Source organism: Bacillus paranthracis (genome assembly GCF_001883995.1).
GTDB lineage: Bacteria > Bacillota > Bacilli > Bacillales > Bacillaceae_G > Bacillus_A > Bacillus_A paranthracis.
Window position 1 is genome coordinate 680,936 of sequence record NZ_MACE01000018.1, and the last position, 15,196, is coordinate 696,131.

12 protein-coding genes and 1 pseudogene are annotated in these 15,196 nt (G+C 36.5%); 4 read left to right on the forward strand and 9 right to left on the reverse strand.

The annotated features are described in order from the left end of the window. Window positions 1-159 precede the first annotated feature (159 nt). Window positions 160-594, forward strand: a complete 435-nt coding sequence (locus tag BAQ46_RS09825; RefSeq protein WP_071741864.1) for a branched-chain amino acid ABC transporter substrate-binding protein — start codon at window positions 160-162, stop codon at window positions 592-594. A 28-nt stretch (window positions 595-622) separates the two neighbouring features. Here BAQ46_RS09825 and BAQ46_RS09830 read toward each other — a convergent pair whose 3' ends face one another. The 5 genes and pseudogenes from BAQ46_RS09830 to nadB all read right to left on the reverse strand — a co-directional run bounded on the left by BAQ46_RS09830 (window position 623) and on the right by nadB (window position 6,910). After that, window positions 623-1,264 carry a YhcN/YlaJ family sporulation lipoprotein gene (locus BAQ46_RS09830; RefSeq protein ID WP_001093544.1) on the reverse strand — a complete coding sequence of 214 codons (642 nt, stop codon included), beginning with the start codon at window positions 1,262-1,264 and terminating at the stop codon, window positions 623-625. A gap of 1,744 nt (window positions 1,265-3,008) precedes the next feature. Next, window positions 3,009-3,165, reverse strand: a pseudogene (gene safA, locus BAQ46_RS31660) (SafA/ExsA family spore coat assembly protein); the annotation flags it as partial. Between the two features lie 225 nt (window positions 3,166-3,390). Beyond that, window positions 3,391-4,497, reverse strand: coding sequence for a quinolinate synthase NadA (gene nadA, locus BAQ46_RS09840; RefSeq protein WP_000025314.1), 1,107 nt, complete (start codon window positions 4,495-4,497; stop codon window positions 3,391-3,393). Window positions 4,498-4,527: 30 nt separating this feature from the next. After that, window positions 4,528-5,361, reverse strand: a complete 834-nt coding sequence (nadC, locus tag BAQ46_RS09845) for a carboxylating nicotinate-nucleotide diphosphorylase (RefSeq protein ID WP_001092219.1) — start codon at window positions 5,359-5,361, stop codon at window positions 4,528-4,530. 19 nt (window positions 5,362-5,380) lie between these two features. Beyond that, window positions 5,381-6,910, reverse strand: a complete 1,530-nt coding sequence (gene nadB / locus BAQ46_RS09850; RefSeq protein ID WP_001138560.1) for an L-aspartate oxidase — start codon at window positions 6,908-6,910, stop codon at window positions 5,381-5,383. Between the two features lie 153 nt (window positions 6,911-7,063). Between nadB and BAQ46_RS09855 the strand changes: the two genes are divergently transcribed. The 3 genes from BAQ46_RS09855 (at window position 7,064) to BAQ46_RS09865 (ending at window position 9,475) form a co-directional block, all read left to right on the forward strand. After that, the gene (locus BAQ46_RS09855; RefSeq protein WP_000973745.1) at window positions 7,064-8,206 is read left to right on the forward strand and encodes an IscS subfamily cysteine desulfurase; all 1,143 of its coding nucleotides are present in this window, start codon (window positions 7,064-7,066) and stop codon (window positions 8,204-8,206) included. Further along, window positions 8,206-8,748 carry a transcription repressor NadR gene (locus BAQ46_RS09860; protein WP_000812272.1) on the forward strand — a complete coding sequence of 181 codons (543 nt, stop codon included), beginning with the start codon at window positions 8,206-8,208 and terminating at the stop codon, window positions 8,746-8,748. Before BAQ46_RS09855 ends, BAQ46_RS09860 begins: the two co-directional genes overlap by 1 nt. A 79-nt stretch (window positions 8,749-8,827) precedes the next feature. Beyond that, window positions 8,828-9,475, forward strand: coding sequence for an MOSC domain-containing protein (locus tag BAQ46_RS09865; RefSeq protein ID WP_061132110.1), 648 nt, complete (start codon window positions 8,828-8,830; stop codon window positions 9,473-9,475). A 63-nt stretch (window positions 9,476-9,538) separates the two neighbouring features. Here BAQ46_RS09865 and pheA read toward each other — a convergent pair whose 3' ends face one another. From pheA to BAQ46_RS09885, 4 genes are all read right to left on the reverse strand, one after another. Further along, on the reverse strand, window positions 9,539-10,390 hold the full coding sequence (gene pheA, locus BAQ46_RS09870; protein WP_000621727.1) for a prephenate dehydratase: 852 nt from the start codon (window positions 10,388-10,390) through the stop codon (window positions 9,539-9,541). A 96-nt stretch (window positions 10,391-10,486) separates the two neighbouring features. Continuing rightward, on the reverse strand, window positions 10,487-12,400 hold the full coding sequence (locus BAQ46_RS09875) for an ABC transporter permease (RefSeq protein ID WP_071741866.1): 1,914 nt from the start codon (window positions 12,398-12,400) through the stop codon (window positions 10,487-10,489). A gap of 49 nt (window positions 12,401-12,449) precedes the next feature. Further along, window positions 12,450-14,372: an ABC transporter permease gene (locus BAQ46_RS09880; RefSeq protein ID WP_001011383.1), complete on the reverse strand. Its 1,923-nt coding sequence runs from the start codon at window positions 14,370-14,372 to the stop codon at window positions 12,450-12,452. Beyond that, on the reverse strand, window positions 14,347-15,123 hold the full coding sequence (locus BAQ46_RS09885) for an ABC transporter ATP-binding protein (protein WP_000114533.1): 777 nt from the start codon (window positions 15,121-15,123) through the stop codon (window positions 14,347-14,349). Before BAQ46_RS09885 ends, BAQ46_RS09880 begins: the two co-directional genes overlap by 26 nt. Window positions 15,124-15,196: the final 73 nt, after the last annotated feature.

Consider the following 15,196-nt stretch of genomic DNA (forward strand, 5'->3'; position numbering starts at 1 on the left):
AATATAACATTAATAAAGTATAAGTGCAACATGTTTATAAAAATATTTTATTTCCTCTTTCATCCAAACAAATTATATGTAAATTATAAATTGATAAATGCAATATATATGTTACAATTAATATAACAGCGAAATCATCATAAACAGGAGATGGATATTGTGAAAAAAATAAAAGATGAACGTCTCATTCTGCAAACATTAAAAAATATACGTATTGCCTTTCTTTTTCAATCACTTGGTATAATTGGAATTTTAGGCTATATCGGATTCACTGAAGGACTAGATCAAATTACGAAATCTCCATTATGGCTATTATTTATTCTTACGAGTATTGTGCTTAGTTATTTACAGTTAAGCGTTTCAATTGATGTAGAAGAAAGCAAAAAGGACATCCAATTAACTCCTTACTATAAACTTGTCTTTCGCTCCCTTATCGTTGGAATTATTATGGCTATTATTTATATTATTTTCAGTCCAGAAAGACCTCTCTTTGAAGCTATTTTAACAGGTGGCATTCTCTTCATTTGCTTTTTAGGTTCTTATTCCATTAGTTATTTTATTAAAAAGCGTCGTTTACAAGATGACGATGAATAAAGAGGAAGGGGTAGCCCTTCCTCTTTTGTTATCGCACTGTACCAGTTAAACCGTAACGAATGTCTCGGAACATATTCACTATGTCACGATTAAAATCGTTTGTAACTGTACCGTTACGCAAGCGTGTACTCATTGCATCGACACGAGTAAACATGTCATTTCTTACAGATACATATACGTTTCTGTTTCCAACTTCATTTGAAACCGCTTGACGAATTTCGTTCGCCATTGCCGTTTCATTTGTCACTGTGTTACGTGGTTTTACCGCAATCGCCACATCGTTTCCATATACAACTGTAGACACACGGTCTACGTTATTCATACGTTTCACACGATTTGTAATTCTTTCTGCAGTTTTACCATCATTGTTAATGTATGAATTGTTCATTGTAATATTACGTGTTGGATGCGGATTAGCAATTTGACCGTTGTAATTTACATCACGGTAATAGTTATATCCTGTATCGTTACGACCATTTCTATATGTTACATAGTCTGTATAACGATCGTTACGCGTCACATTATCACGATACTGGTGTGTATCATTATAAGATGTACGCTCGTAATTGTAGTTACGTCCATCCATTGCATTGTTTTTTGGTGTACCACATGCAGCTAATGCACTAGTAACTAACAAAGAAGCAGCAATCACTTTTACTTTCGTATTCAATACAAAAACCCCCTCTGTTAGAATGAACTTCTCTTCTGAAAAGCTCCCTCTTATGATGAGTAACAGAGAAGGTTTTTACACTGTTAATATTTCACTGGGGATTTTCTAACATTTGGTGTAAATCTTCCGTTTCCAGAACGAATCTACATACAAAAAAGGTGGGAATCATCCCACCTTTTTTAAACTTCTTCTTCATCCTCTTCTTCTGAAACTGGCTCCCCAAATACATTTGGTGGATCTGGTTGATAATACATCGTTCCTGGCTGTGGTGCATATGCGGATTGAGTTGGTTGATAATATAAAGGATTCGCGTATTGTGGCCCTCCAGGTTGCGGACTATATAGCCTACTCTCTCCTCCGCATCCACAATCTTCCTCTCCTTGCACGAGCGGCGGCATATTATTATCTATCGGCATCATATTTGGATTTGGCATAGACGTATATTGCGGTCCAAACGGTGCTCCTTGCTGATATGGCATTTGATATGGATTTTGTTGTTGATAATACGGATTCGGCGGCATCATAGGCTGTTGGTACGGCATTTGATATGGCATCATATTCGGTGGTTGATTGTTATCCATGATTGGCATCATATTTGGCATTTGATTGTTATCCATAATTGGCATCATATTCGGCATTTGGTTGTTATCCATTATCGGCATCATATTTGGCATTTGATTATTATCCATAATTGGCATTATATTTGGCGGTTGATTGTTATCCATGATTGGCATCATGTTTGGTGGTTGATTGTTATCCATGATTGGCATCATGTTTGGTGGTTGATTGTTATCCATGATCGGCATCATGTTTGGTGGCTGATTATTATCCATGATTGGCATGATGTTTGGTGGCTGATTGTTATCCATAATTGGCATTATATTTGGCACTTGAATATTTGGTGGTATTACTTGTGGAATCACTACATTTTCTTTCGATACATTTGGCGACACTATGTTTCCTACATTTTCTTTCTTTACTTGCGGTGATACTATGTTTCCTACGTTTTCTTTTTTTACTTGCGGTGATACTATATTTCCTACGTTTTCTTTCTTCACTTGCGGTGATACTATATTTCCTACGTTTTCTTTCTTCACTTGTGGTGATACGATATTCCCTACATTTTCTTTCTTTACTTGCGGTGATATTATATTATCTTTTTTCGTTTGCGGAGAAATAATGTTATTAGGTTTCATTTTAGTAATTTGAGGAGCAATTAACTCGCTTCCTTTTTTAATTACATCTGAAATTTTATATTCTTTTTTCGTTTTTATTGGTGGTTGCGGCGGCTGCGGTAACACATTTACCGAAAACTTCGTATTTTCTTTTTCCGCTGGTTTTTGTTTTTCTATAATAGGTGGTTTTTGAATCACTGACGGTTTTTCAACTGGTTTTTCTTTTTGAATTGGCTGTTCTTTTTGCACCTCTTTTTGCGGTTTCACCTGTATTTCCTTCTGTGGTTTTACCTGTACTTCTTTTTGTGGTTTCACTTGCATTTCCTTCTGTGGTTTTACTTGCACTTCTTTTTGTGATTTCACTTGCATTTCCTTCTGTGGTTTTACTTGCACTTCTTTTTGTGTTTGTTGCATGGCAGGCTCTTGTGTAATTGGTGCTGATTGATACGTAACTTCTTCCTCGTCTTCTATTCCAAGCGGCGTTGGCGTTGCTGCAAATTCTTTTTGTTGCACTTCTTTTACATATTGTTTTGGAGGTGCTGAACCTGCTCCAGCATGCTGTTTTACGTGTACACTGTTTGATGGTACTTTAATTTTCATACCTGGCATAATTAAATCTGGATTGCTAAGTTGTGTATTTGTTTTTTTCAACGTATCAAAATCCACTCCGTACTTTTTCGCAATTTTCCAAAGGGTATCCCCTTTTTGCACGATATGAATTTTCAAATTTTCCCCCTCCTGTATAACTTATCTATAAGTAACAAATCTCATGAAGTAACCCTTTCTAAATAACGTTAACCTCTTTTCACTTGTATCACTTCTTCGATTTTCGATATCATTAGAAGCGGAATAAGTATAAGATAATCGCAATGATTTCTTCAAAACAATGTATGCCCATTTTGTTCTCGTTATGATTATATGTACGAAAAAAAGCAACGGGAATCCGCTGCTTTACACACGCTCTAACATACGATTTAATGCAAGAACCGCTTCTTCAGTTACTTGTTTATCTACGCTAATGACGTTAATTTCTTCTCCTTTTTCTATCGTTTCAAGTGCCCATAATAAGTGCGGCAAATCAATTCGGTTCATCGTTAAACACGGACACATAAAGGGGTTAAGTGAAACAATTTCTTTATCTGGATGTTGTTGAATAATTCGGTTCACTAAATTCATTTCTGTACCAATCGCCCATTTACTTCCGGATGGAGCCGCTTCAATCATATCAATAATGTATTTCGTTGAACCTGCATAATCCGAAGCAGCTACAACTTCGTAGCAACATTCCGGATGTACAATAATATTCATGTCCGGATGATTTTTCCGTACGTTCTCAATGTTTTTCACTGTAAAGTTTTGATGAACTGAACAATGCCCTTTCCATAAAATCACTTGAATTTCTTCTATATCTCCATCGTACTCTAATGAATCAGTATGTGGATCCCATACTGCCATTTTATCTAACGGGATACCTAAATCGTACGCTGTATTTCTTCCTAAATGTTGATCCGGTAAAAAAACGAGACGCTCTTTTTGCGTAAACGCCCATGATACCATTTGTTTTGCATTAGAAGAAGTTACTGTTGCTCCGCCATTACGACCACAAAACGCTTTAATTGCAGCCGTAGAGTTCACATACGTTAACGGAATCATCGTATCTCCAAATAATTTTGTGAGCTCTTTCCACGCTCTTTCTGTTTGTTCTATATCTGCCATATCTGCCATCGAACACCCTGCACGCATATCTGGCAAAATAACAATTTGATCATCTGTCGTTAACATATCTGCTGTTTCTGCCATAAAGTGTACACCGCAAAATACAATATATTTCGCCTCTTTATTGCTCGCTGCAACTTGCGCAAGCTGAAGTGAATCTCCTGCTGCATCAGAAAATTGTACCACTTCATCTTTTTGGTAATGATGTCCTGGAATAAATAGCGTTTCCCCCATTTTTTCTTTAATTTCACGAACCCGCTTTTCCATATTTTCTGTTGACATCGTGTAATAACGCTCTGGTAACATCGTTTCAATCGGTTGTACTTTTTCTAAAATACTCATATTTCTTTCTCCCCCTCTAAGCCACTTTCCTTACGCCTCAATATTGAAACTAATATCAAGTGCTTTCACTGAATGTGTTAACGCTCCAAGTGAAATATAATCTACCCCTGTTTTTCCGTATTTCGATAAATCTTCAATGGTAATACCTCCTGAAGCTTCTGTAACAATGGCACTTGGTACAATCTTTGAAAACTCTCGAATCTCATCTGGCGTACGGTTATCAAACATAATAATATCCGCACCAGCAGCTACAGCCTCTCTCACTTGTTCCTCAGTTTCTGTTTCTACTTCTACTTTCACCATATGTCCTAATTTTTCTTTCACCGATGTAACAGCTTTCGTAATAGAACCAGCAAAAGCAATATGATTGTCTTTGATCATGACACCGTCATATAAGCCGAAACGGTGATTAAATCCGCCTCCGCATACAACTGCATACTTATCAAACATACGTAGCCCTGGCATCGTTTTTCGCGTATCACAAATGCGTGTATGGCTGCTATCTAAGGCACGAACAGCCTCGTATGTCATTGTCGCTATCCCACTCATACGCTGGATAACGTTTAATATAACGCGCTCTGCCGTTAATAACGATGCGATTGGTCCTTGGACAGTTGCAATTATTTCGCCTTTTTCTACAAGATCTCCATCTTTTTTATGAAGCTCCACTTTAATTCTCTCATCAATTAATTTAAACCCTTCTTCAATGACTAAACGTCCCGCAAAGACTCCTGTATCCTTTGCAAGAAACGTTCCTTTTGAAAGTAAATTATCTGGAAAAATAAGCTGAGATGTTACATCTCTTTCTCCTATATCTTCTAGAAAAAATCGATTTAATGCTTCTTTAACCTTTATCGTATTCATAAAGCCCCTCTTCCCCTCATTACACAAGTTGTAGTTTTCTTTTCACTCGAACGATTTCTTTGTTTACGCTATTTCTATGTGGGTAATCACTTCGATAATGGCCACCAATGCTTTCTTCTCTTTGCAAAGCTGATACGACGATAAGCTCACAAACTGTTAACATATTCATAAGCGTTATCTCTTCATTTGTAAGAACATCATGTTGTAATATCATATTTCGAACACCGTACTTACTAAGCCATCTCTTTGCATAAGATAAACTTTGCTCTGTTCGCACAATCCCAACATATTTCATCATGCATTCTTGTATTTCTTCTTTCGTCGGCAAATGATTCAGAACGATAAACTTCTTTTCCTTCTCAGCAAAGTTGTTCAATCTGTCTTTTGTCGCTTTCGTTAAAAGATGCTGTCCTATTCTTTTTCCAAACACAAGACCTTCTAATAATGAATTACTCGCTAATCTATTTGCTCCATGAACCCCATTACAAGCTACTTCACCGACTGCATATAAATTTGGAATAGACGTCTCCCCATCAATGTTTGTTTTCACGCCACCCATATGAAAATGAGCACCGGGTACGACTGGAATGCGTTTTTTAGTAATATCAACACCATTCTTTTTACACAATGCTGATACAGTTGGAAAACGTTCTTCGAAATTTTGAATAGACTCGATATTCAAATATACTTTTTCACCCGACAAAAGCTGTTCATGAATCGCTCTTGCCACTACATCACGCGGTGCGAGATCATGATCTGGATGTATATCCATCATAAAACGCTGCCCTTTTCCGTTTATAAGGACAGCTCCTTCACCGCGGACTGCTTCAGAGACGAGACCGCAGCATCGCCCGCCCGCATATAACATCGTTGGATGGAATTGTACAAATTCTAAATCTACAAGCTCCCCACCCGCGCGGTACACCATCGCAAGTCCATCACCCGTAATTGTTTTGTCATTAGAAGTAAAAGCATACAAACCACCAATCCCGCCTGAGGCTAACACCGTATAATCTGCATCATAACGCTTCAACTTCCCTTCACTATCTCGCGTTAAAACTCCAGCACATTTTTCGTTTTCTATAATAAAATCAAGCACCATTTCCTGTTCCACTACCGTAACATGCGGAACTACTTCTTGAATGAAATGCTCTAATAAATTCTTTCCTGTTGCATCGCCACCTGCATGTAAAATACGCCGCTTCCGATGTGCACCTTCTTTTCCAAGGTGAGGGCCCGTTTCATCTCCATCAAATTTCATTCCATTTTCAATGAGATAATTCATTTCTTTCGGCCCTTCTTCAACTAAATAACGAACCGCATCTTCATTGTTATAATGACATCCTGCTACTAACGTATCTTCAAAATGATCATTTGGATTGTCATATGTAGCTACGGCTGCGGCAATTCCACCTTGCGCTAAATATGTATTATTATTACGATTCGTTTTCTTTGTGATAATAATCACATTCTTTTCGTGACAAATCTCTTTTGCAACACGAAGTGCCGCAACGCCACTTCCAATAATTAAGACATCTGCACTTGGCATAATTGTTGCCTCCTACTTTACACTTTTCAACTGTCTTGACACCTATATTTACATAGTTTTAAAATAATGACAAGAGTTTTTTTATAATTCTTATTTTCACTACCATTTAAAAAAATAAAAGAAATGTAACTCTTACTAGAGAGAGGAACTTACATGATGATATATCTTGATTATGCAGCTACTACACCTATGAGCGCGGAAGCATTACAAACATATACGAAAGCAGCATCGCAATACTTCGGAAATGAACAAAGTTTACACGATATTGGAGGAACGGCCTCTTCTTTATTACAAGTTTGTAGAAAAACATTTGCCGAAATGATTGGCGGAAAGGAACAAGGGATATTCTTCACGAGCGGTGGGTCAGAATCGAACTACCTTGCGATTCAGTCCCTTCTCAATGCCCAAAATAAGAAGCATATTATTACGACACCTATGGAACATGCATCCATTCGAAGTTATTTTCAATCCTTACAATCAAAAGGGTATACAATTACTGAAATTCCTGTTGATAAAAATGGACTCATTCGTTTAATAGATTTAGAAGCATCTATTACAGAAGATACTGTTCTAGCAAGTATACAGCACGGAAACTCTGAAATCGGAACCGTTCAAAATATCGCAGAGATTGGGGCACTTTTAAAAAAATATAACGTTTTATTTCATTCAGATTGTGTACAAACCTTTGGTAAACTTCCTATCCATGTTTTTGAGATGGGGATTGATAGTCTTTCTGTTTCAGCACATAAGATATACGGACCGAAGGGTGTTGGCGCTTGCTATATCAATCCGCAAGTTCGCTGGGCACAAATATTTCCGGGAATCTCTCACGAAAGAGGTTTTCGTCCAGGTACAGTGAACGTTCCTGGCATCGCAGCTTTTTTAACAGCTGCTGAGAATATATTAAAAAATCAACAAGAAGAAAGTTTACGTTTTAAAGGGTTACGATCTTACTTTTTAGAGCAAATACGAACACTTCCGCTAAAAATTGAAGTAGAAGGTCATTCTACTTCTTGTTTACCACATATTATTGGGGTTACAATAAAAGGAATAGAAGGCCAATATACAATGCTAGAATGTAATCGCCGCGGTATTGCCATTTCTACCGGAAGTGCTTGCCAAGTTGGTAAACAAGAACCTTCGAAAACAATGCTTGCAATTGGAAAAACGTATGAAGAGGCAAAACAATATGTCCGCTTCTCTTTCGGACAACAAACAACGAAAGATCAAATTGATACTACTATTCATGCACTACACACAATTGGAAATCAATTTTATAGAGGTGTTAAATCATAATGAAACAAAATGAACAAAAAAAGATTTTAGGTGAAGAAAGACGACAGCTTATCCTTCAGTGGCTTCTCGCTGCAAATGAACCGTTATCCGGAAATGAGCTATCGAAAAAGACAAACGTAAGTAGACAAGTTATCGTGCAAGATATTTCCTTGCTTAAAGCACGAAACGAACCGATCATTGCGACTGCTCAAGGCTATTTATATTTAAAACCACAAGAAAAACAACAAGCTTTCGAACGCGTAATTGTATGCCAACATAAGCCAGCAGAAGTACGTCAAGAACTTACAATGCTTGTTGACCACGGCGTTACAATTAAAGATGTAAAAGTTGAGCATCCTGTATACGGTGACTTAACAGCATCTATCATGGTAAGCAATCGCTTTGATGTAGAGCAATATTTACAAAAAATCGAAAACACAAATGCTTCCTATCTATCGCAATTAACAGACGGTATTCACTTACATACTATTGAGGCAGATTCAAAAGAAAAATTAGATGCTGCTTGCGAGGCTTTAGATAAAGCAGGATTTCTCGTTTATTAATGTAAAGCACAGAGTTTTTATAATTCTCTGTGCTTTTTTAATGCTATAATATTGTAATCAATTGTAAAGGAGATCAAATATGAGAATTGAACTCGTTCACTTTAGCATTGGCAAACCGAAACAAATGAAATATGGCGAAGATAAAGAAATGATAACAGGTATATGTAAAGATTCTACGGAAGAAGCTTTTCTCTCAAAAGATGGCTTCCTTGGTGATGATGTAGCTGATTTAAAACACCATGGTGGACCTGATCGCGCTGTTTGCGTGTATCCACACGAGCATTACGCACTATGGGAAGAAGAATTCCAAACAACACTCCCCGCTTCTGCATTTGGCGAAAACATTACCGTAACAAATATGTTAGAGCGTGATGTTTGCATCGGAGATACATACAAATTAGGTGAAGCAATCATTCAGGTGACACAAGCAAGAGTACCTTGTAGCACAATTTCAAAACGTCTTGGCATCCCTGGCATACTGCCGCGCATTGTAGCAACTGGATTTACTGGCTATCTATGCCGCGTTCTTCAAGAAGGTACTGTACGTAAAGATTCAAAAATCACATTACTAAAACGTCAACCGATCAATGTTTCTGTCTTGTTCTCTAACGAAATTTATTTTCATAATAGAAAAGATAGAGATGGCATCGAAAAGATTCTTGCTGTTCCAGAACTAGCTGACGTTTGGCGTGGTCAATTAGAAGAGCGTCTTGCGAAGTTAAAATAAAGAATCCCACCATTTATAGGTGGGATTTTATTGATCTATCACACGGTATAACCTAACTCCCCCTTATAACCAATAAGAAGAATAACTCCCCAGCACCGTAACAGAAAAACCGAGTGCTTCAAGTTCCATCGTTACGCCTGGCAATAATACATCATCATATGCTTTATCGACATCAATCAAGAAAAAGTAATTTCCAAGACCCGTTTTCATCGGGCGCGATTCAATTTTTGATAAGTTTAATTTTCTCCATGCGAAAGCTGATAACACTTGATATAGTGCCCCTGCATAATCAGCAGGTAACGTTATCATAAGCGTCGTTTTCTCTCCGCGGTTTTCTCCATTATTTGAGAGTATAGCTTTCTTTTTCTTATGGAGCACTAGGAAACGTGTATGATTATTTTTATGTGTATGAATACTTCGTCTTACGATCGTTAATCCGTATTTCTCTGCAGCTGCTTCATTTGCAATGACAGCAATTTTTTCTTCAGGATGTTCTTTCACATATTGCGCAGCAGCACTTGTTGATGTCATATCTCGAGCAGTTATCCCTTTTAATTCTTCATTTAAAAACTTATGACATTGGGCAATAGCGTGTGGATGAGAATGCACTGCATATACTTCTTCCCACACTTCTGCATACTGCGGATGTACAAGTAAATGTTGCTGAATGGGCACTGTAATTTCTCCTACAATAGAAAGTGGTTGCTCATGTACAAGATAATCAACCGTTATATTCACTGAACCTTCTATGGCATTTTCTAGTGGTACCACTGCATAATCTACATTTCCATTTGCAGCTGCATCCATACAATCTGGGATCGTTCGATACGGTACATGCTCTGCTTCCGGAAAAAAACGACTCACCGCCATATTTGTAAATGTTGCTTCTGGTCCTAAATATCCTACTCGAATCATCGTCTTTTCCCCTCTTTTTCGTTTTCTTACTGTTATACCATACTTTTTTATATTCTTCTATGTAAATTTCGAATATTAAAAAAAGACTAGCATTTGCTAGTCTAAATGTTTCCTATATTCTCTTTGAGCAAAAAAGAAATAAACGATGCATGCAACAATATAAAATAGAATAAACAAGCCTACTTTTCGTAATGAACCATCCATAAAGATTGTATTATGAAATGTATATAACGCAACCGCACTATGCATACTTCCTACTATAATTGGCGCAAAAAATAGCATACACAATTGCCAGCGAGAAATCTTCCACACTTCTTCTTTCGTCATTCCAAGCTTAGAAAGCGCCCCGTACTGCTTTCGATCCGATGCAATATTATGAAACCATTTAAAGTATACGATACTACACGATGTAAGGAAAAATAATATACTAATGAATGAGCCTACAAATAGAGTAATATCGCCGCCCTTTTTCATAGTTACATAAAATTCCATATTACTTCGAAATGCATGATCTTTATCTTGTTTCATATGTTTCCGTAAATCTTCATTTAATTCTTTCGTATTTTCGATACTTGGTAATGTATAGCCTATATATATCATTTTTTCAGAATCAGGAACCTGATTTGCTATACTGTCAAAGTCTTTATCATTCATGACGAAGAACAGACCGTTAATGTGCGAAGGATGATAGTTAAATTGGACCCCTTCCTTTTGACCGTTAAATACGAAGGAATAAGTTTGATTCATTACTTGTAGTTGAATCTCTTTTTGATCATATACATTCGGATGATTGTATTTATTATAATAAACAAGTGTGACTGTTCCTTTTTTAGGATGATACGTTTTCTGTTTTTGTTTTCTCGCCTCTTGATTGTATTCACTTTGTTTAATGAGTGGCGCTACTTCTGTTTCTCCCTTATTGGTCTGAAAAGATGCATACACTCCAACAAAACTCATAGATTGAAAGTCATCATATCTATATTGGTGCAGTAATTGTTCAACCGTACCTTCCTCAAAGACTTCATGGGTAGAAACACCTTTTTCTATGTATGAAAATGAGTGTGCGCCCCCATCTCGCCACATATCTTGCATGCTAGAAAAATATAAAAACACCGTACCTGTTGCTGTAACTACAAACGTCGTTGCCATAGACATCAGAAAGAAAAAGCGACCATTTTCCTTCATTCGATGTGACAATTGATTCACTATAAATAAATACGGATATGTATACATAATCTTTTTATTTCGTTTTATTATTTCTAATATTTGAGCAGTGCCGTGTGTAAAAGAAAAATACGTTCCGAAAGAGACAAGTATAGACACAGGGAAAAAATAGACCGCTATCGTTAGTATGGTCGCTTGTAACGCTAACGTATATCCTATACCTAAACAAATAAATCCAAATATACAAAGCCACATTGATGTTTTCTTCTCTTTTTTATCTGCTCGAAATTCTTTCAATAACCGAATGATTTTTATATTCCATATACGTAAAGCACTTATAAATGATAAGACAACAAATACGACCATATACGCAATAAATGTTCCCCCAATTGCTCTCAAGTCAAATATGACAGGGAGTTCTTTCGGAAGCCCCAGTAACATACTAAACACCATAAAGAAGAGCTTTAAAAAAATCATGCCAAGCCCAATACCAAAAATATTAGCAAATACCCCGATCAACATTTGCTCGGTCATAATTACGCCAATTACGTTAGATTTCGTTGCTCCCATTAACATATATAATCCTAATTCTTTCTTACGTGCCTCTATGAAAATAGAAGTAGAATACAAAATAAATATGACGAAAAAAGAAATGATAATAACATTACATATGATCAGTCCCCAGCGTACGTTTTGATACCACATCGTCTCTTGCATATACGGATGTACAATGACGGACATGTATGCAAAAGACGCAAATATCGCAAAACAACTACTTAAGAAAAATACTTTATAATTACGCCAATTTCCTTTTATATTTTGCAGCGCTAGTTGCCGAATGTTCATCTATCGTCCTCCTGTAACTTACTACATAGGCAAAAAGCTAGAGGTTCCCCTAGCTTTTTACGTGTTTTAAATATCCTCTTTGCGCGATCATAAAGTAAATCGCAGAAGCTAAAATGTATGCTCCAATTACAAGCGCACCTGATTTCCATAAATCGAGATAAAGCATTTTTCCTAACGTATGAAGAGCAAATCCACTATGAATAGCGCCGATGACAATTGGGATAAAGAAGATAACGCCCATTTGTCGAATTGCAATTTTACGAATTTCTTTATCTGTCATACCGATTCTCTTTAACGATTTAAATTGAATACGATCTTGTTCTTTATCGTTAAACCATTTAAAGTATGTCATACTACAAGCGAAGAAGAAGAATAGTACAGCTACGAAGAAACCGATGAACATTGTAATTGCACCACCTTCTCTTATAGCCTTATACGCAAACACTGAATTTCTCAATTCCCCTTGCTTTTCTGGTGCAATTTCCTTTTTCAAATCTAGCACAAGATCTTCGGTACTTTTCCAATCTTCAATATAATAACCATAATATTTCGTCTTTTCTTCATCTGGTACAAGCTTTGCATATTTCTCAAAGTCTTGATCATTCACAATAAGATATTCGCTATCGTTAAAAACAGAATATGACGTTGGCTCGTTTAATTGAACAGACTGCTTTTGTCCGTTAATCTTAAATTCATACGGTTTCGTACGATCTATTTTCATAAGTTCATTTGCTGCATCAACCATAACCATCGTCGCGCTACCTGGTGCATTATGAACCTCTGTAATTTGCTCTTTCTTTTGTTTACGCACTTCCGCGTTATATTCTTTTTCTGAAATAATCGCCATTGGTACTTCACGTTCACTGTTAAACAACATTATTTTCTGTGTTGCAGGTAGTTTTACATAGGTTACTTTTCGTGCATCTTCAAACCCATTTCTTTTTACAATCTCTTGTACTTTTTCTTCATTAATAAGGCTATGCGTATTTAATCCCTTTTCCTCATATGAAATAGCATGTGGCGTAAGCTCTATCGTTTTCGCACTCATATTTTCAAAATATACGTACAGTGTACCTACTGCTGAAGATACTACCGCCGTAATGATAGAAATTACAAATAAAAAACGAGCATTATCCTTCATTTTATAAATAAGATTGCTAAGTACGAACATATTTGGGTATGTATAAAAAGATTGTTTTCGTTTTTGCAATGCTTTTAATACAACTGTACTTCCTTGTGTAAATAGTAAATACGTTCCGCCAATGGTCAATCCTACAATTGGTAAGAAATATATAATAAAATTCATAATGGTTACTTGGAAACAAAGAACATATGCAGCAATAATACATCCTATACCAACTATACATAACCATGTAAATGCAAAAGGCTCTACTTTTTGTTTTCTTGCTTCTCTTAATAAATCAATAATTTGCAAGCGCCCTACTGTCCAAACACTAAACAATGATAGGATTAAAAAGAGAATAAAGTACACACCAGCTGTAATAAGAACTGCTTTACTATTCCATACGAGCGGTAGTGTTTTATCAATTTTTAGTAATACACTCAGTGCTTGGAAAAATAGTTTTGAGCAAAGCATTCCGACCCCAATACCAACTACAATTGCAATACTACCTAACATCAGTTGCTCTAATATAATCATTCGGCCGAGCTGCGATTTCGTTCCGCCTATTAATGTTAGTAGACCAAACTCTTTTTTTCTTGCTCGTAAAAACGTTGAATTTGCATATAAAATAAAGAGTGCCGAGAAGATGACGACAATATAATTCATCGATTCTAACCCTTTTGAAATCATCTCCCTCATACTAATATTACCGCCTACAACATCTGGATGATAAATGAAGGAAGCATACATGAAAAATACGACTATCGATAAACAACTACTTATAAGAAACGCTTTATAATTACGCCAATTTCCTTTTACATTATTAAGCGCGAGCTGGCGAAAGTTCATGATATTCCCCTCCTAGCATCGCAAGTACGTCCAGAATTTCTTGGAAAAAGGCTTGTTTCGTTCTTCCCTTATGTATTTCTGAGAAAATCTCTCCATCACGTATGAAAAGAATACGTTCGCAATAACTCGCCGCTACTGGATCATGCGTTACCATTGCAATTGTTACTTTCTTTTGTTCATGCAAATCTTGCAACGCGCTCATTAATGATTTTGCCGACTTAGAATCTAAGTTTCCAGTTGGCTCATCTGCTAAAATTAGCGTCGGTTCATGAATAATCGCTCTCGCAGCTGCTGCACGTTGTTGTTGGCCACCGGATACTTCATATACCTTTTTATTTAAAATGCCCTCGATATTTAAAAACTTTGCAATCTCAAGCACTTTTGCATCGATTTCATTTACAGATTTCTTCGCCATTACAAGTGGTAAAATGATATTTTCTTTAATCGATAACGTATCAAGTAAGTTAAAATCTTGGAAAATGAATCCTAAATGTGTACGGCGAAACTCCGCCAATTTTGCAGCACGCATTTGATTAATTTCTTCCCCATTTACAAGCACATGACCTGAAGTTTGCTTATCAATTGTTGCTAATAAATTTAAAAGCGTTGTTTTTCCGCTCCCTGAAGGACCCATAATCCCTACAAATTCGCCTTCTTCTATTTTAAAATTTATATCATTTAAAGCAGTCGTTGCTACTGAACCTTTCGATTGGTACACCTTCGTTAATCCTTTTACTTCAAGAACACTCATTTCTAATCCCCCTATGTGTTTTCTTCTTACATTTACTATAAGAAAAATAAGAAAAAGAAACGAGTGATTTCCC